14 protein-coding genes are annotated in these 18631 nt (G+C 55.2%); 12 read left to right on the top strand and 2 right to left on the bottom strand.

What is annotated here, in order from left to right:
* Positions 1–111: 111 nt before the first annotated feature.
* From DKW72_RS06305 to DKW72_RS06265, 9 genes are all read left to right on the top strand, one after another.
* Positions 112–1530 carry a TIGR03013 family XrtA/PEP-CTERM system glycosyltransferase gene (locus DKW72_RS06305; protein ID WP_232522332.1) on the top strand — a complete coding sequence of 473 codons (1419 nt, stop codon included), beginning with the start codon at positions 112–114 and terminating at the stop codon, positions 1528–1530.
* Positions 1531–1606: 76 nt separating this feature from the next.
* On the top strand, positions 1607–2185 hold the full coding sequence (locus DKW72_RS06300; RefSeq protein ID WP_111641492.1) for an XrtA/PEP-CTERM system exopolysaccharide export protein: 579 nt from the start codon (positions 1607–1609) through the stop codon (positions 2183–2185).
* Between the two features lie 15 nt (positions 2186–2200).
* Positions 2201–3715, top strand: coding sequence for an XrtA system polysaccharide chain length determinant (locus DKW72_RS06295; protein WP_111641491.1), 1515 nt, complete (start codon positions 2201–2203; stop codon positions 3713–3715).
* 20 nt (positions 3716–3735) lie between these two features.
* A complete protein-coding gene (locus DKW72_RS06290; RefSeq protein WP_232522330.1) occupies positions 3736–4551 on the top strand; it encodes a tyrosine-protein kinase family protein in 816 nt (271 codons plus the stop codon).
* 13 nt (positions 4552–4564) lie between these two features.
* Complete coding sequence (locus DKW72_RS06285; RefSeq protein WP_111641490.1) at positions 4565–5896, top strand: hypothetical protein; 1332 nt, start codon at positions 4565–4567, stop codon at positions 5894–5896.
* Between the two features lie 325 nt (positions 5897–6221).
* Complete coding sequence (locus tag DKW72_RS06280; protein WP_111641489.1) at positions 6222–6827, top strand: fibronectin type III domain-containing protein; 606 nt, start codon at positions 6222–6224, stop codon at positions 6825–6827.
* Between the two features lie 147 nt (positions 6828–6974).
* A complete protein-coding gene (locus DKW72_RS06275) occupies positions 6975–9596 on the top strand; it encodes a tetratricopeptide repeat protein (RefSeq protein ID WP_111641488.1) in 2622 nt (873 codons plus the stop codon).
* 246 nt (positions 9597–9842) lie between these two features.
* Positions 9843–10637, top strand: coding sequence for a PEP-CTERM sorting domain-containing protein (locus DKW72_RS06270; RefSeq protein WP_111641487.1), 795 nt, complete (start codon positions 9843–9845; stop codon positions 10635–10637).
* Positions 10638–10830: 193 nt separating this feature from the next.
* Positions 10831–12240, top strand: a complete 1410-nt coding sequence (locus tag DKW72_RS06265) for an exosortase/archaeosortase family protein (protein WP_232522347.1) — start codon at positions 10831–10833, stop codon at positions 12238–12240.
* Here DKW72_RS06265 and DKW72_RS06260 read toward each other — a convergent pair.
* A complete protein-coding gene (locus DKW72_RS06260) occupies positions 12215–13333 on the bottom strand; it encodes a DegT/DnrJ/EryC1/StrS family aminotransferase (RefSeq protein WP_198411243.1) in 1119 nt (372 codons plus the stop codon). The two genes, DKW72_RS06265 and DKW72_RS06260, sit on opposite strands and share 26 nt — an antisense overlap.
* A gap of 8 nt (positions 13334–13341) precedes the next feature.
* Entirely contained in the window at positions 13342–14355 is a 1014-nt protein-coding gene (locus tag DKW72_RS06255) for a glycosyltransferase family 2 protein (RefSeq protein ID WP_232522329.1), read from the bottom strand.
* A gap of 235 nt (positions 14356–14590) precedes the next feature.
* Between DKW72_RS06255 and DKW72_RS06250 the strand changes: the two genes are divergently transcribed.
* Genes DKW72_RS06250 through DKW72_RS06240 form a run of 3 tightly spaced genes read left to right on the top strand, consistent with a single transcriptional unit; the run spans position 14591 to position 18621 of the window.
* Positions 14591–15730: a glycosyltransferase gene (locus DKW72_RS06250; protein ID WP_111641483.1), complete on the top strand. Its 1140-nt coding sequence runs from the start codon at positions 14591–14593 to the stop codon at positions 15728–15730.
* Between the two features lie 13 nt (positions 15731–15743).
* Complete coding sequence (locus tag DKW72_RS06245; protein ID WP_111641482.1) at positions 15744–17549, top strand: ABC transporter ATP-binding protein; 1806 nt, start codon at positions 15744–15746, stop codon at positions 17547–17549.
* Positions 17539–18621, top strand: a complete 1083-nt coding sequence (locus tag DKW72_RS06240; RefSeq protein ID WP_111641481.1) for a glycosyltransferase family 4 protein — start codon at positions 17539–17541, stop codon at positions 18619–18621. Before DKW72_RS06245 ends, DKW72_RS06240 begins: the two co-directional genes overlap by 11 nt.
* The last annotated feature ends 10 nt before the right edge of the window (positions 18622–18631 follow it).

The raw sequence follows: 18631 nt of genomic DNA, 5'->3' as shown, positions 1-18631 counted from the left end.
GAATGTGTGGCGCATGTTCCGTTATAATCGCTCGAATGGAAACGGTTGGCGTAACGCACTTTGGTGCCGGTTTTTTTTGCCTGTACTGCTTGCCAAATAAAGGATTCAGGTTTGTCTTACATACGCATTAATAAGCACTATATCCACACGCCCTACCTGATGCTGGGACTGGTCGAGTTTTTATTGCTCGGCCTGGCGGCCTGGCTTGCGATTCAGTTTCAGCAGTTTGTCGTCACCGGTAGCCTGGCCAGTGTCTGGGTTGAGGAAAAGTGGCTCACGGTATTGGCCTTCGGTGTCATCCTGAGCTGCTGCACCCTGTCGATGGGCGTCTACATGGCCATGGTGCGCGAGGGCTTCGCGAGCATGGTGTTGCGCACGGTGGTGAGCTTCTTCCTGCTTGGCAGTCTGGCGCTGTTTTTGCTTAACCTGCTGATCGGTAACGGCTTTATTCCTCAGCGGCTCGTGTTTTGGGGGGTGCTCTTTGCCACCGTGGGTGTTCTTCTGACCCGCAGTATTTTCCTGCGGCTCGTCGATATTGATGATCTGAAGCGCCGGGTCGTGATTCTCGGCTCTGGCGAGCGGGCTTTGCGCCTGCTGCGCGACCTGGCCCCGGAGACCCGGGCCCTGAGTGTCAAAGTAGTCGGCTGTGTATCGAGCGGTAGCGAACAGACTCGAGTGTCGCCAGCCTCCATGATGGACACCCCGAGCGACTGGCTCAGTTTCGTCAAAGACAACCATATCTCGGAGGTGGTGATTGCCCCGGACGAACGCCGCCGGCGTGATGGTGCCAGCTTCCCGCTGGAAGAACTGATCAATTGCAAGCTCGCCGGCGTGCCCGCGACTGATGTGTTGACCTTTTACGAGCGTGAGTTGGGCAAGGTGGATGTGAGCTTGCTGACGCCTGGCTGGATGCTGTTTTCTGACGGTTTCAAGCATTCGCGCCGGCGGGATTTCGCCAAGCGTGTGCTCGATCTGAGCATTGCCACCGTGTTCCTCCTGGTGCTCTGGCCGTTGATGTTGCTGACGGCCCTGGCGGTGGCGCTCGAATCCGGCCGCCCGGTGCTGTATCACCAGGAGCGGGTCGGCCTGAACGGCAAAGTGTTTCGCATCTACAAGTTTCGCAGTATGCGCAAAGATGCGGAAAAGGGTGGCAAGGCAGTGTGGGCCCAAAAGAACGACAACCGGATCACCCGAGTGGGCGCCTTTATTCGCAACACCCGGCTCGATGAGCTACCCCAACTCTGGAATGTATTGCGCGGTAATATGAGTTTTGTGGGGCCGCGCCCCGAGCGTCCCGAGTTTGTGGACGAATTGAAAGAGCATATTCCGTTTTATGACATGCGCCACAAGGTCAAGCCCGGGTTGATGGGTTGGGCGCAGTTAAAATACCCCTACGGGGCCTCGGTTGAGGATGCCCGTCAGAAATTGCAGTACGACCTTTACTACACCAAGAATCACAGTTTGTTGATGGATTTGTTGATCATGATTCAAACGGTAGAAATCATCTTGTTGGGTAAGGGTGTGCATTAGACACCACGGTTTTACAGGAGAGCTGGGCGTGAACACGACATTAAAGAATACAGGCATAAAAGGGCTGCTGGCAGTCATGGTGCTGTTTGCGCTGGTGGGCTGCTCGCGCTCGCCGGTAGTGCCGCCGCAGACGACCAGTAGCGTTCTGGATGAATACCGTATCGGTGTGGGCGATGCTTTGCGCATCAACGTCTGGCGCAATGCCGAGCTGTCCAGCGATGTCCCTGTGCGCCCGGACGGGAAAATTTCGCTGCCCCTGGTGGGGGATGTGCAGGCCGCTGGTCAGACCACCACGGAACTGAGTAACGACCTCGCCAACGCGCTCACAGAATACATTCGCAGCCCTCAGGTCACGGTGATTGTGACCAACCCCAGCAGCTCGGATTTTCAGCGTCGGGTACGCATCACCGGGGCCGTGCGTAGCCCTCAGTCGCTGGCCTACCGCGAGGGGATGACAGTGCTCGATCTGGTACTGATGGCCGGCGGTCCCAACGAATATGCCTCGTCCAATCGGGCGCGCCTCTACCGGCAGGTGGATGGCGAGGTAAAAGTTTTCCCGGTGCGCCTGCGTGACTTGATCGAAAAAGGTGAGATCGAGACCAATTATTCGCTTCAGCCCTCGGACATCGTCACGGTGCCCGAGCGGTCGTTCTAGTTAAGAGTTAGCGGTATGGATAAAACACTGATTAGAGATCTTTTCAACGCCCTCAAGTTCGAGGCTATTCGCTTTCGGGTCTTGTATGTGTTGCTGTTCGTGGTGGTGGCCTTTGTACCCCTGGCGGTAGGCTATTACTGGCCCAACTCCTACTCCACCGAGGCCTTGTTGCATGCCGAGGAGTCGAACATCATCGAACCGCTGTTACGCGGTCGGGCGCAGATCACCAACGTTGACCGCGCCGCCGAAGCGCGCGAGGTCATTTACAGTCGCCGGGTTTTGGAGCGGGCGGCGGAAAGTGCCGGTCTGGTCAGTGCCCGGGCTTCGGATGACGAAAAAGCCCAGGCCGTGCGCCATATCCGCAGCCGGGTGCGGGTGGCTACTGAAGGTCGGCAGCACTTTCGGGTAAGTTACAGCTCCGATGATCCGGACCAGTCCTTTCTGGTGCTTAACAGCGTCGTCAATGTGTTTATTCAGGACAGTGCCCGGCGCAAACGTGAAGAGAGCATGGGCGCGTTCAACTTTATCGATGCCCAGGCGGACTCCTACCGGCGCCAACTGGAGCGCGCCGAACAACGGTTAAAAGAGTTTCGCTCCCAGAATACCGATGGTACCGAGGCGCAAGTCAGTGCCCGTATCAATCAGCTGCGCAACGACATTGAAAACCTGGGCGTTGAAATTGAGGAATCTGAATCCCGGCTTCTGTCCATACAGCAACAGTTGAGTCAGGAAAGCGAGTACCAGATGGCACGCGGTCAAGCGGACACGTTGCGTGAGCGCCGTCGGGATCTGAACCGGCAGCTTGAACAGCTGCGCATGAGCTACCAGGACAGCTACCCGGATATCGTTTCTGTGCGCCAGCAGATCCAGGACCTGGACAATGAAATCGCCAACCTGGATGCCGCCGGCGACACCTACTCGTCAGGCGAGCGCATCGAAAATCCCCTGTACGAAGAGTTGCGCTTGCAGATGTCCATCGCCGAGGTGGAAAAACGTACGCGCGAGCGTCGCCTGGATTCTTTGCAGCGCATGCTTGAACGTGAACACGAACGTGCCGAGCGGGTCGCCGCCAATCAGGCCGAGCTCTCGGACCTGACCCGGGACCTGAACGTCACCCGCGATGTGTACGAAGAGATGCTCCAGCGGCGCGAGTCCGCGCGCCTGTCCATGACCCTGGATGTTGAAGGTCAGGGCGTCAGCTACCGCATTCAGGATCCGGCAACGTTCCCGCTCGGCCCGTCCGGCTTGCGCTATGTCCACTTCGCCGCCATCGGCCCGTTTGTGGGTTTTCTCGCGCCGTTGGGGTTACTGATCATTTACATCATGCTGGATCCGCATCTGCGCTCGGCGCGCAATCTCCAGCTGAGTCTGCCGGAAGGTGTTGAAGTGATTGGGGCGATTCCCCATTACCATACACCGCTGACCCGGCGCATACTGCGCAAAGACATTATTTTGCTCTTTATCCTGAGTGTGCTTGCCATGGCGGGCTACGCCGGGCTGGGTTACACCCTGTATGAAATCAAGAGCTGACCGAACTCAGAGGCCGAATTATGAATGATAAAACGCGGGAATTTGAGTCGAAAAGGGCCAGTTCCGAGCTGATGGAAGTGGTAGAGCGCGACGATTCCGACCGCGCCTACCAGAGCCACGAAGCCATGATGCGCAGTGTGGTGTCCGAACACCGCAAGCGCGCCCAAATCAAAAGCATGACCACACCCCTGTTGTGGAACCAGGACGAGCTCTACGCAAAAAAGGTGATCTTTTCCGGCATGCGCCAGCGGGAGCTGATCAACGCCTTTCGGGAAATTCGAATCAAGATCCTGCAAAAAAGCAAAACCGATAACGTGGTGGCGCTGGTGTCTTCGGTTACCGACAACGGCGGCGGCACCTTTGTGGCGTTCAATCTGGCGGCCACTTTTGCCCTGGATCGCCACAAAACCGCGCTCTTTGTGGACTGTAACCCCTACCGGTCAGCGGCGGAGAAGTTTGCGGTGGAGCCAGTGGAAGACGGGCTGACCCAGTACCTCAACGATTACACCGTGCCGCTCAAGCGGATTATCTACCCCTCCGGCGTCGAGCGCCTGCGGGTGATCCCCTCGGGCATGGGCAGCGACTCGGCAGCCGAAGTGTTCAACTCCAAGCGCATGGAAGTGCTGATCTCCGAGATTAAATCCCGCTATCCGGACCGGTTTGTGGTCCTGGATGCGCCCTCGGTGCAATTCTCTACCGAAGCGCGGATTCTCTCGCGCTATTGCGATCACGCCCTGCTGGTGGTGCCCTTTGGCAAAGCCACCAAAGAGGACGTCAACTTCGGTATCGACGCGCTCGGGCGAGACAAGTTTACCGGCGTAATCTTCAACAACTAGCGGCTGCAATGACATGGACATCACCCTGGGCAAGCTCTCCCCTTATTTGGCGTTGTCGCTGCTCACGGCGGCGATGAATGTCAGCGCCCAGGATCCCGATGCCGTAGACCTCGACTGGCGGGCCTCGGTCGGGTTGGTCAGCGAAATCACCAACAACGCGGGTAAAGTCCACGGCGAAGACACCCTGTCTGAGCGCCAGGACGAGGCGCGCCTTGAGTTGGGCGGGGACTACAGCAACAGCCTGATCGAGCTGGGCGTGAACTATCGAGCCAGCGAGCGCCGTTTCGACAAGGACAGCCAGAAAGACCGGCGCCGCCTGGAAGGCCGCAGCGAGCTGACCATCGGCAAGCCTTACCACCTCGGCGACCTCTATATCAGCCATACTCGGCAATCCGTCCTCAACGCCCCTGACGATGTCGACCTGCTGGCCAACACGGACGAGCGGGAAATTCTCACGGCGCGGCCCTCCCTGCGCTGGCGTGCGAGCGCGGCGAATACGTTTGTTACCAGTGGCAACTATGCCCGAATCGACTACCGCTTTGCTCCCGAACGCCGCAGCGAGCGCACCGGCGCTACGCTCACCTGGCTGCGCCGGATGTCGCCCACAGACAACTTTACCTTTACTGCCCAGCAGACGGAGATTGCCTTCGATGCGGCGCCCGAGGTGGATTACGACCTGACGACTCTGGCCGTGACCTACGCGGTCGAGTTGCGCCAGCTCAGCTACAGCCTTCGGGCGGGTCGCAACCGGACCAAACCCGCGATAGGCGAGTCCGTGTCCCGCCCGACCTACAGTGCAGACATCAATTACACCAGCGGGCCCAACCTGTGGTCGCTGTCCGCGAGTCGATTCCTCACGGACAGCTCGGGCGGCGGTGGCAGCGCCGGTGAATTTGATCGTTTCAATCCGCGCGATGCCTCCACCGCCAGGCTCGATCAGATGGAGCGTATCGACGCCGAGTTCACTTGGAGGACTCAGGCGTTGTGCCAGCGCTGCTCCTTGAGCGCCGGCCTTTTTTACCGAGCGGACGACTACCAGGAAATCGACGAAGACCGGTCGGAGCTGGGCGCTCGAGCCGGACTGGACTACCGCCTGGCGCCGAGCACATCGGTTCGCCTCAGCTGGGATCGGCGCGATCACAGCTTTGACGAAGACAGCGACCGCCCCGACTACCGACTTACCCGCACTCAGGTGAGCTATAACCACCGGTTTATCAGTGGCCTGAATACCCGCGTCTATGTCCGCTACCACCAGCGGGGTTCCCATTGGGCTGATGCCGATGCCAGTCGCCGCGAATACACGGAAGCGGTAGCCGGGTTCGGTCTGACGTACGACCTCCTTTAGGGCGTTCCAGCTGTCGTCAAACTCCACGCACCTCCTCCGCAGGCGGCATTTTGGCGCCTAAAGCATTGTTTTGCTTCCGCTTTTCTCATAACTCTCAGTTAGCCAAATCGCGCGAAACATAACAGTACGCAAGGCGATATAACTCTTTGTTATAGAGCACCTAACGCCTTGAAAAACCAGTCCGCACAGTCTCTGTGGGCCACTGCGCAGAACTGAAATAAAGGGTTGTCAACTACTGAAAAGGCATATGCCGGGGTGTTACAAATAGTCGTAAGGAATTTCGACACGCAGGAATTCAACGACTTAACGTAACCCGGTAACCGCCATGACCCAGATAGTCCAAAACAGTGTTTTTCGCACCACCCGTATTGCCGCCTTCTTGCTGGCCGCACTTTTCCTGAGTGCTTGCGGCGGTGAAGCCCAAGAGGGCTCTCTGTTGGAAAGCACGCTTGCGAGTAACGCCAATAGCAATCGCGACCAGGCACCGGGCCAGAACCGTAACCCGGGCAACTCCGCAGGCAACGGTCAGAACAACGCCCAGGAAGACGCGCCGGAAGAAATCGTGGACGAAACCGAGCAGGTCACTGACCCGGTTGCGGATACTGATCCAGCAGCAGACCAAGACGAAGCTGGCGAGACGCCCATTGCCGACAACGACGATTCGGGTGTTGAGGTCAATGCTTACATCAAGCTGCGCTGGGAGCGCCCGAGTGAGCGCGAAAACGGCGAGAACCTGTTCCTGGAAGATATCGGCGGCTACGAGTTGCGTTATCGGGAAGTCGGCTCAGACACCTATGAAGTCACCGAGCTGGGTCCGGACGCCGACGAAGTTGTCTTCGAGAATCTTGAAGGTAACTACCACTTTACCATCGCGGTTTACGATTCCAGTGGCCTTTACAGCCGCTTTGTGGATATTACCCCGCAGTACTGAGTCAACTCCTCCCTTCTCCTTCGGGCCAGACCTTTTCTGGCCCGAAGCTGTTAAATTTCCCGTCATGTTTCAAAGCGCCCACTGGCGGCGTATACTTCCTTCAAGCTCGGTCAATGAATAAAGCTATACCCGCTGAAGGGACACATTATGCTTACCCACGCCCACCGCTTTCTTCCTTTCCTCTTACTGATGGTCGTTGTCGCGCTTTCCGGCTGTAGCCGCGAGGGTGGTCGCCAGCAAATGGAAGACTACCTTAATCGAGCGGAGCTCTATCGCGATCAGGGCCAGTACCGGGCAGCGATGCTGGAAGCCACCAACGCGATGAACGCCGCGCCGGATGCGCCAGAGCCCGCTTTGTTTATGGCTGACATTTTCAATACGCTGGGGGCGGGTCGACGGGCCTCGGGTTTGTTGGAAGAGTTTCAGGACGACCACGGCGACGCCGTCGCGCTCGCACTCGCGCGTTCATACCTCTTACAGGGTAGGTTTTTGTCCGCCGAAGAGGTCCTTGAGCCCTACGAACCTGGCAACGATGCCGATCGACGCCTCAAAGCGCTCTACCTGGTCGACGCCGATCGTATGCGCGGGCGGCTCGACGAGAGCGAAGCCGGGTACCGCGAGCTGCTTGAGCAATACCCTGGCGACGTGGTCATACGGTTGCGGCTGGCCGAAAACCTTATTTTTCAGGGGCGTCCGGATGATGCGGAGACGTATCTAAGTCAACTGCGCCAGGATGCGCCGGAAAATCCCGAGGCCTTCCAGTTCAGCGCCATAGCGGCACTACAGCGAGAGAATTACGAGCGCGCCGAAGCCTGGTTAACCGAAGCGTTATTGCACATCCCCACGGTAGACCTGATGCTGCCAGAGCGTGCGGCCATTCTGGAGCTCTTGTCAGAAACCCTGACTGCCTTGGGGCGCACGTCCGAGGCCATGATTTACACACGGGTACTGGCCGAGGATTCACCCGAATCGTTCGAGGCGCAGCAGAAGCTCACGGATGCCATTGCCTACGCGGAAGCCGGCAGTCTGGACGAAGCCGAAACACTGCTGCGGGAACTGCTTGAAGAAAACCCCGAAAGCCAGCAGGCGGGACTGTTATTGGGCATGGTGAAGCTCAGTCAGGGCGACGTCGAGGCCGCTGAACCGCTATTGACCCAGGCTGTGGATGTTGAAACAGCGGGTACCCAGGCAATTCAGGCGCTGGCGATGGCTCAGGCACAAATGGGCAACGTCGATATGGCCCTGGCGTCACTGGCGCGCTCCGTGCGTGCTCGACCCGACAATATTACGCTGCTGTCACTTTATGGCGCACTGGCCCTCAATACCGAAGATCACCGGGAGCAGGGCTACCTTGCACTCCAGAAAGCCTTGGCGCGGGATCCGCATCGGGGTGGCCTGCGTTTGGCGCTGGCCCGTTACCACTTCCAGCAGGATGAGCGGGAGCAGGGGATGGCGCAGCTTCGCAGCGCCTTTAACTACCAGCCTGCGAACTGGCCGGTCACCACCGCTTATGTCAATGAGCTGCTCAGGCAGGGGCAAATGAGCGAGTTGAGTCAGGTAATTGATACCTTGAAATCAGCCGCGCCCAGAGCCAGAGAAACCGCCATGTTTGAGGCCCAGTACCGGTTCCGCGACGATCAGCCGGAGCAGGCGGTGAGTCAATTGCGCGAGCTGTTACAGCGTGAGCCGGGCTATGCCCGGGCGCACGGTGTGCTGGCGCAGATGTACTACGAGCAAGGTCAGACGGGGCCTGCGCTGGCCTCGTTGGAGCGGCTGTTGCCGCTTGAGCCGGCTAACGACCAGGCGCTTCGGTTTGGGGTCGAGATCATTCGCAGTGGCAGCGCAGACATCGAACCGCAGGCGTGGCTCGCGTCCCTGCCCGCTGAAGATCCAACGTTGCGCGCAAATGTTACCGCGTTGCGCGCGATGCTGTACCGGGATGCCGGCGACCTGGTATCCGCGGTTGAGCGGGTTGATGAACATGAAGGCCAGCAAAGCGACTACCTGCGCCAGACCCGCTCATTAGTGTATCGCGATCGCGCGATACAGCTCCTTGACGCCGGCGAGCCGGCGCAGAGCCGGGCGCTGATTATGGATGCCTTGAGCGCCTTCCCGAACAGTCGCTCCCTGAGTCTGGATCTGGTGAGGATCGATCTGCACCAGGAGCGCTATCGCGAAGCAAATGCGGTACTGCGCGACCTGCGTGAGCGCTTCCCGACAGATACCGAGGTGGCGTTGATGCAGGCCCGGGCTACCAATGCGCAGCACGGTGAAGCCCAGGCCTACCGGGAGTTACGTCAGGTATGGGACCAGCGGCCCGACGGTCAGATGGCGATAAGCCTGTTGAACCTGGCCAGAGCCGTGAACCCCGAGGCGGTGCCGGGTATTTTAACGCAATGGGCCGAGGCCGAGCCGGACAGCCGCCTGCGCTTGCTCTATGTTGCCGGAGAGCAGCAGCGGGGCGGCGACGAGCGCGCCGCGATTGCGACCTACGAGCAAATGATCGAGCGCAACCCCGAAGACCCTGTCGCTCTCAATAACCTCGCCTGGCTCCTGAAAGACCGTGAGCTGGGCCGCGCGACCCAGTTGGCGGAGCGGGCGGTGACACTGGAGCCGGACTCCGCGCCTATTCTGGATACCTACGGCTGGTTGCTCCACCTCCAGGGCGACCGGGCAGGGGCCCTGAGCTTCCTCGAGCGAGCGGCTGAACTGGCCCCCAACTCGGAAGAAATTCAGCAGAATCTGCAAATTGTGAAAGCGTCAGACTGACAATTCCTGGGGGTCTACAGGGCCCCCTTCTCCCCTGCCACACGTTTCAACAAACCGCTATAAATCAGTCGGGAAAGCTTACAGGACATAAGCTTTGCACCAATCACGCCGCCTTAACCTATTGAATTAGAACAATAAAATTATATGGCACGCATCCTGCTTTATTAAGGGTCAAGGCTTCCATTTCACCCTAAGCCTCAAATGCGAGATTTTGGTTCAACGACCGATACATCAAAGGATGGACTTATGAACACTATGCTTAAAACACTTATTGCGGCGAGCGCACTGGTTGGTGCAAGTGCCGTGCAAGCCGCCAATATCAATATTACTGTCCATGAGGATGCCGCTGCTGGCGAGGCGAGCTTCTTGGCAAGCTTGAACAGCATCGTTGCAGAAGAAGGTTTCAACGACCTTGCGAACATCGCAGCGCTTACTGGCTCAGGTGACTACACTCAATCAATCGTAGCGCCAGGTGGAAACCTCAATCAATACGAATCCTACGAAGCGAAAAATTCGTATTTCGTCACTAATGTAGGGACTTTTGAGTTGACAGTGGCTGGCCAGTATGGCGGCAACACCTACCGCGAGGAGCTCAAAATCGAGAGTCAAGCTACCGGTCAGTTTGGTCGCGAAACGCTGGATGATGGTGACTTCTGGCTCGATAGCGCCGATGCTCTCGAAGTGGTTTGGACTTTTGGCGCTCCCTTGTCAGGTAACTTCAATGCCTTTGGCTTCCAGCTTGCTGATGCCGGCGACATCGCCGGTTTCCTGACTCTGACTTTCGAGGACGGTACCACCAGCTCGTTTGACACTGCGCAAATCTTCCATCCGCAGCCTAACGGCAACCTGAAGTACGTGTCTGTATCCAGCGACCAGAACATTCTGGGCGGAACGTTCACTTTCAGCAACTCAGTGGGTTATGACGGCTGGGGCATCGACAACGTTACTGTCGGTCGCCTGCCGGAGCCGGGCACACTGATCCTGATGGGGTTGGGCCTGCTGGGCTTGGGTGCGGCGCGTCGTAAAGCTGCCAAATCCTGAACAGCATCACGCTTAGAAAAAGCCGGCCTCGGGCCGGCTTTTTTTTATTCAAAATCGTGGTTACGTCAACACGATTTGAGGTAACATTGATGCAGGATTTCGCGTCAATACCTTACTTTGGCTCCGCATGGAAATAGAACAGAGAATAAGTCGGAACGACTGCGCCCAATGGCTGAAGCGACATTTGCCGCTGGTGATTGCGCTAGGTTGGGTTGTGTTGTTCTTTACGACCTTTCAGGATCTGTGGGGCCGTTGGACACGCTGGGATAGCGAGATGGCACATGGTATCCCGACTTTCTTGGTTTTCTTTTACCTGCTTTGGCGAAGCCTTCCTTGGAATGCACCGTCCCAGCCGCTTAGGATCGTCGAATACGGACTCACGTTGGGAGTGATTGTGCTCCTGGTGTTTGTCTGGGCTGTGGCCTACGCCGTCAACATCCAGATCATTGAACAGTTACTGCTGGTTCCCATCCTCCTGTCAGTCTTCGCAGCCATTTATGGTTGGAAGGTCGTATTTGTGCACCGTTTTGTGCTGCTTTTTCCCGTTTTTGCCATCCCCATTTGGGGAAGTTTTAATAATATCTTGCTGGAAATGGCGAGCCTTGTGGTCGGCGAAATGGTCCGCTGGATTGAAATACCGGCGGTTATCCGTGGAAACAGTATCCATATTCCTTTTGGTCAAATTCTGATTGCCGATGGCTGCTCGGGCATCCGATACTTTGTGATTGCCCTGACGCTGGCCTACCTGATTGGTTGCTTGAATAACTACCGTGAAGGACGCATGGCGGCCCTTTTGATGATCGGTGCCCTCCTCGGGCTGATGACAAACTGGGTCCGTATCTTTGTGTTGATCCTCATCGGCTACCGCACAGAAATGCAAAGTAGCCTGATGCAGGATCACGAGCTGTTCGGGTGGATACTGTTTGCGGCCATCTGCATACCGGCGATCTATTTCGCCCCGGTTGTGAAGGCAAAAGCCATGGCCCACGACATGCCCGACCGGGCGGTTCTACCTGCGCGGCGGGGGATTATGTTGGGGCTGTGTGTACTGGTCGGACCTTTGCTCGCACTCTACTTCAGCGCGCAGGCCTCCTCCTCTTTCGGCAATCGGGCTGGCGATGAGGCTTCCAGTATGAACGTGCAAGGGCCATCGATGCCCATGACAGTCAGAGCCCCGCCGGGCGCCGTGACGTCAGTTGAGCGTTCCGAAGGGGTCTTTGTCAGGAAGGATCACTATCGCCGACAGTCAATGGACGATAAGCTGGTGCCCTACATTCCGCGATTGTTTGATCACCAGTTCTGGCACCGGGGCGAAACGTTCAGTTTTGAGCACGAGGGCTTCAGCTACACCCTGTCGGAGTTCAGTGCCGTATCAGAGCGACGCGCCGTCGTCCAGGTTCAATGGTTTCGCATAGGGGATATAAAAACAAACTCCGTCCCCCACGCCAAAGTCCTTCAGGTGCCCGCCGTATTTCGGGGCATTAACGACTTCTATATCTTCACACTCCAGGCCGAATGTACCCGCGGAGGCTGTGAAAGTGCGCGCGAGCGGATCGAGGCGGCGCTCTCAAGTGGGGCTAGCGAGTTATTTCCGACTTTATAACTGCGCAGATACGCTCGGCATACCGAGGCAAGACCTTGTCGTGAGTGGGTAGCGTCAACAGTCTTTTTGCAAAGGCGTACGCATTGTCCAGCGTGCCCCTGGCTTCGATGTCCTTTACACCTTCAATCTCAGTAATGACCGTCGCGTACAGCCGGCTGGCGCCCAAACCTTCAGCGTCCAGGGCATTCAAAACCCGATCTCTCTCTCGCTCGGATTCGAGCAGCAGCGGATAGCGCAAAAACACCGCCTGCTGACCGAGCGTATTATCATCGAGCTTCAGGCGGTTGATCGCCGCAAACTGTTCCAGATAAGTGGCCTGAATTGTCAACGGCCGCTCTCGATAGTGCATAAGGCTGTGCGCCAGGAGCGACGCCCGGAACGTATCCATGGGCGCGATCTTTTCGAGGGAGCTGTACTCGGTCGCGCCCAGTTTTAGCAAGGGATTGTTGGCCAGCCAGCGATAGGCGCGGGGCGCGGACAGGGTGTTGTAGAGTCCGATTTTTGTGTGTGTCAGTGTGTCCTTGAGTGCGCCAGCGGCAGCGGGAGCGACTTTGGTGCCAGCGTACTTGCCTAGCGCCACGCCACCGCCCAGCAGGCTTACAGGCTTTCCGCGGCCAAACGAAAAAATACTGTAGTCGCCTTTGGGGGAATAGGGCTTTGAGTCCCTGGGGAACCACTGCGCATTATCTTCAATAATCTGTATCTTGCCGTGATTCTGGGTTGCGCCCCTGAGTGCGGCGATATCGGCGGAAATACCCATAAAGTTCACAGCAATCACCGCCAATGTATCTGGCGAAAGCGCACTTTCCAGCTGCGTCAGGTCATACGAGGTGCTGTCAGGCGCCAGGTCAACGGCGACCGGGAGAAAGCCCGCAGCGTGAGCTGCCGCTACAAGATCCGGGCAGCAATAGCCTGGTATTACAACCTCAGGGCGGCCCTCAATAGTAGCGGACTGCTTGATGTGTTCCAAACAGTGCCCGAGCGCACTCGTGCCGGAGTCCAGCCAGGCGAGCGAAGCCGTATCAGCGAAGAGGTCAGTCGGGAGCCCCTCCGAGCGGGCTACATGAATACGGTTGCCTGACGGCGGAAGCACAGTCCGACTCATCGTGCTGACGGAGTCCATGTTGTCATGCGCTGCCCGGAGAGAAACTTGACTCCCGCGTGAAGTACGGCAATATTGACCTGAACAAAAAAGTACACGATTCTGATCGGCCCAATCTCCTGCAGCCGGGGAACCCCGTGTGCCAGCAGTGCCACGCCATAAAAAGCCAGCTGCCCGATAAGCGCCAGGTCGTAGAGCCATGAGCGGCTGACCAGTGCCAGGGTAACGACAAACAGCGCGAGCAAACACCAGGGGACGGCCCAGCGCATCAGCTTGTGGGAGATTACCTGAAAGGCAAAAAGCCCTCGCTTGGACGGGTTCATCGCGTCCTTGTGGCGAGATAGGCCCACCATACCGCGCAGTACAGTCCGGACTTTGCGCGCGTACTCCTTTTTGGGGTCCTTCAGATCCTTGTAGTAGCCATTGACGTCCGGCGCGCTGACGGCCACCAGTCCGGCCTTGGCGGTATTGAGGGCGGTGTTAAAGTCGCTCGGGGAATGGATGTCCCAGTCCTGGCAGACCTGAGCTCGGGCCGCGAAGAAAGAGCCGCTCAAGCCCACCAGGCCCGCGAGTCGGGATTCCATACTTCTCAGCCACATCTCGTACTTGACGTAGGCCCCTTCGCCGGCAACTTTGCCTTCCTCGGTAATGAAGCGGTCTTCACTGGAGAGCGAGCCAACCTCAGGGGATGAAAAATAATTGGCCAGTTTGAGGAGGGCGTCATTGGGGATCTCGGTGGCTACGTCGGAAAATACCAGAATGTCACCTGACGCAGCGTTAATGGCCGCAAGTTGTGCATTCTCCTTGCCCAGCCGCTCTTCAGCTCGCACAAGTTTCACGCCCTGTTCTGCAAAGCCTGTGGCGATGTCGTCGGTACCGTCCGTGGAGCAGTCAGAGGCGATAATAACCTCCAGTTGCTCGCGCGGATATTGCAGGGCCAGGGTGTTTTTGATTTTGGGCTCTATACGATCTTTCTCATTGTAGGCAGTTACGATAATTGAGAGCTTCGGCAAGCTGTTGTTTTCATTCAGAGACAACTTGCCCTTGGATCGGGAAAGAATTAACAGCAGGCAGGGATAGACAAAATAGCTATAAATGGCGCCCAGTAAAAAAACCCAAAATAACAATCCTAGCATGCAGCACCTGTCGGAAAAATTTACGGAAAGTGGTGTGGCGCGTAATATGGCGCGAGACCCAATTATGCTATAGTGGCCGCCTATCGAAAAGGATTTACTGAAGGCGAGTTAGATGGCAGAGGAACGATCCAGAGCCAAGGTGCTGCATGTTATCTCGGGGGACCTGTGGGCAGGCGCTGAGGCACAGGTGTACGCTCTGATAAAACAGCTGTCCGTGTACTGTGAAGTCCACGTTGCGGTGCTGAATTTTGGGCGGCTATCCGAAGAATTAGAGCGGCTTGAAGTCAACGTCTATGTGTTGGACGAGAGGCAGCTTTCTAGCTGGAAGATATTTCGTGCATTGATTCGCCTAATAAAAACCATCAAGCCAACAATTATTCACACTCATCGCCAAAAAGAAAATATCCTCGCAGCGCTTGCAAACTTGTTGACAGTGCGTGCAGCCTGCCTACGCACTGTGCATGGGGCGCCGGAATATGACCCCTCTTTAAAGCAGCGGCTACAAGTACTTTTAGATCATTGGGTAGGCCGTTTCTGCCAGAAGGCCATTATTGCTGTTTCTTGCGATTTGGCGATGCAGCTTGAAAAGACTTTTTCATCTAGTTCTGTGCACGTAATCGCGAACGGCGTAGACGTACACGCGCTGAAGCAGTTCCGCAAGCCAGCGACAGGCGTATCTGGCGATCCCATTCGCGTTGTAATGGCGGGAAGGCTTGAACCGGTAAAGCGTGTCGACATATTTCTTCAGATGGCGAAGCGCCTCAATCAGGGGCCCCTTTCCGGCAAGCTGGAATTCCATATCTATGGCGATGGGTCTCAGCGTGAGATGCTGGAGCCATACGCCAGAACAAGTGATGGCTCCGACGGCTATTCGTCGCCAGACAATATACATTGGCACGGACACACGAACGAAATTCTTCGGGCGTTGAGTGAGAGCGACTTGTTGGTAATGTGTTCAGATCATGAGGGAATGCCAATGGTGGCATTGGAGGCCTTGGCTATCGGTATTCCTGTAATTGCCCATAGTGTTGGGGGATTGAAAGATATACTGTCGGAGTATCCTGACCTTCTTGTGAGCGACCATGCCCCCAAGGGCTATGCGATTGCGATTGAGAATATAGTTCCCTCACTCCCAAGCTATGATGTGGAGCTGAACCCGAATTATGCGATAGATTGCTGTGCTGAAAAAACAATGAGCCTGTATCGAAATCTCGTGAATCCCCGAGTGTACAACGAAACAAAGCTGCTATAGGATTGGAGCATTAATGTACCTGTTGACAGTAATAAAGAGTATTTTCCGCCTCCTGGATTCAAGGGCCATGAAGCAGTATATTGGCATTCAGATATTCTATTTTCTATCTGCAATATTTCAGGTCCTGGGCATCGCCAGTATCGGGCCCTTCATAGCTATTATTTCCAACCCTGAAATAATTCACACAAACTCTATTCTTTCATGGACGTACGAAAGGTTTGGCTTTGAGCGAGATATAACGTTTATTATCGCAGCCGCTCTGGGGTCATTGGTAATGATTTTGATGTCCAATGCCGTGGCTGGACTTACGATGTGGTTTACCTACAAATTTTCCGTGGTGTTGGGTGGGAGGCTCCAGAGGACTCTATATAGAGGGTTTCTGCTTCAGGATTATCTGTACCACAAAACAAAGAACTATAACAAGCTGATTGCCGTAGTGTCGCAACAGGTGCCCAGGTTCGTCTACATGGTTTTTCAACCTTTTCTACTTCTAACAAGCAAACTGTTCATTGGCATGATAGTGCTTATGGGGCTGCTGCTCTTTAACCCTCTTCTCGCTGTTATCGCCGGAGTGCTGATTGGTGGGGCTTATTTAGCAACATATGTTTTTCTGCGTCATAATCTTTTCCGTCATGGAGAGTATGTGTCATACAAGAACAGTCGCATACAGAGCATACTGTCAGAGTCTTTTGTGGGTATAAAAGATGTCAAGCTCGGATGCATGGAGCAGAACTATATTGACCAGTTTAACGAGGTTAATTTAAGAGGTCTTCGTTCCCAAGCTTTTATCGCCCTTTCAGGAGAAATCCCCAAGTTCATTATCGAGTCTGTTGCGTTTGGCGCGATACTGTTGTTGGCCGTCGTACTGTTAATTACCCAAGATGATATGCGCTCCATAGTTCCAGTATTAAGTATCTATGCGCTTGCTGGTTACAAACTGCTACCCACAATGCAGCAGATTTACAAGTCAATATCAAGTCTCAGTGGGCATGGGGCCGTGGCGACAAGTATAGGTGCTGCGTTGAGAGATATTGAGAAGAACGAAGCTGGTCCTATAAGCGCGGAAAAGATGTCGGTCCATACGGTGGAATTTAGTGGAATTTCGTTCGAGTATCCCGAGTCGAATGAGCCAGCGATAAAAGATATTTCATTCGCGTTGGAGCGAGGGAAGATATATTCCCTCGCTGGCCATTCGGGGTCAGGAAAGTCAACGTTGGCAGACGTTCTTCTGGGATTGCTGTATCCGTCCGAGGGGCAAATTAAGGTAAATGGCGAACCGATTACCGACTCGTTGCGGCTCGGATTTCGAAACAGCCTTAGCTACGTAGCGCAAAACATTTTTATTTTGGAAGGGTCAGTTATTGAGAATGTTGCTTTTGGCGAGGTCGAGAGAGATATCGATATGGAGCGAGTTAAGCGCGCGCTATCGTTAGCGAACGCTTCGGACTTCGTCGCTCAGTTGCCCCAGGGATTAGAAACGAATTTGGGGCAGGACGGGAAGTTGCTGAGCGGAGGTCAGCGGCAACGGATAGGTATAGCGAGAGCGCTCTATCGGCAGACGGATCTTCTCGTATTGGATGAGCCGACAAGCGCTTTGGATATTGTCTCAGAGGTTAATCTACTAAAAAATCTTAATAAGTTAAAGAAAGATATGATTATACTTATTATCTCGCACCGGCCGGCATCGATACAAATGTCCGATGAGATCATTCTTATGGATAAGGGCTCAATAGTCGATAGGGGGGGGTATGAGAGTCTCATTGAAAGAATACCTTCATTTAAGTCGATGATGACCGAGGAAGTGCACTATGACGATTGAGAATGATTCTCCCCAGGTGGATAAATACAATAAATATGTCTTTCTATATCCGGATGTCGCGTCCCCTGCAGTTCAGCAGATCGAGCGAGGAGAGATACCTAAGGAACGGCTGACAGGGTTTTATCAGCTGAAGATGATGGGGATGAATGTCGCTATTTCTGATCATCGTTGGAGCTCCGGGTTGTCCGGGCTTAGGCGGTTCGCCCGGCGATACATTCAAATTCCGTCAGTGGGATTGTTGAGAGACTTCTGGAAGGCCGACGTTATTGTTGTGAAAGATGAGTTTTCGCCGCTTCAGTCCTTTCTGGCGCGCTTGATGGGAAAGAGAATTGTCTATTTGGATACGCTTTTCAAGCTGCCAGAAAGCCGGGTAAAACGGAAATTGCTCAAAATCGCCATTAAGTGGTCCGATGGTGTTATTGCATTGTCGTCATCTCAAGCACGCCTTTGGTCTCAGTCACTGACTATCCCGAGTGGTCGTATAATTCCGCTCTATTATGCGATGGACTGTGACTTCTATCCCTATACCGAAAAACTGAACTCCTCCAAAGAAAGGCATATTATTTCCATTGGTCGGGATGTGGGCAGAGACTTTGGTTCTCTCATGCAGGCAGTAAGTAAGACTGACGCTACATTGGATCTGGTGACACTGCCTTACCTGCTTCCTGAGAATGCGGCGGAGTCGAGCAGAATAAATATCTATGAGAGACTGAGCTACAAAGAGTTATTTGAAACGTATTCAAGGTCATGTGTAGCGGTCGTCCCGCTCAAGGCAGGCATTAGTTATCCCTCCGGAATCCGGGCGGTGATGGAGGCTATGCTTATGGGTATTCCGGTTGTTGCTACCAGAACGCCTGTTCTGGAGGAATATTTCTCAGAGGGAGAAGATATTGTATTCTCTGAGCCGGATAACCCTGACTCTCTGTTGGTAGGTATAGCCAGTCTTATGAATGACAATCAGTTGTCAGACAGGATTAGGAAAAATGCCCGGAAGAAAGTAGTAAGTCAATACAATGTCGAAGAGTATGGTAAAGACCTGGCTAGTGCGTTAAGTGATTTCGTAAATCGATAGAGCGTATGAG

It is taken from the genome of Marinimicrobium alkaliphilum, assembly GCF_003259155.1.
GTDB lineage: Bacteria > Pseudomonadota > Gammaproteobacteria > Pseudomonadales > Cellvibrionaceae > Marinimicrobium_A > Marinimicrobium_A alkaliphilum.
The sequence above is the reverse complement of the archived record's forward strand: the minus strand, read 5'-3'. Positions and strand labels throughout refer to the sequence as shown.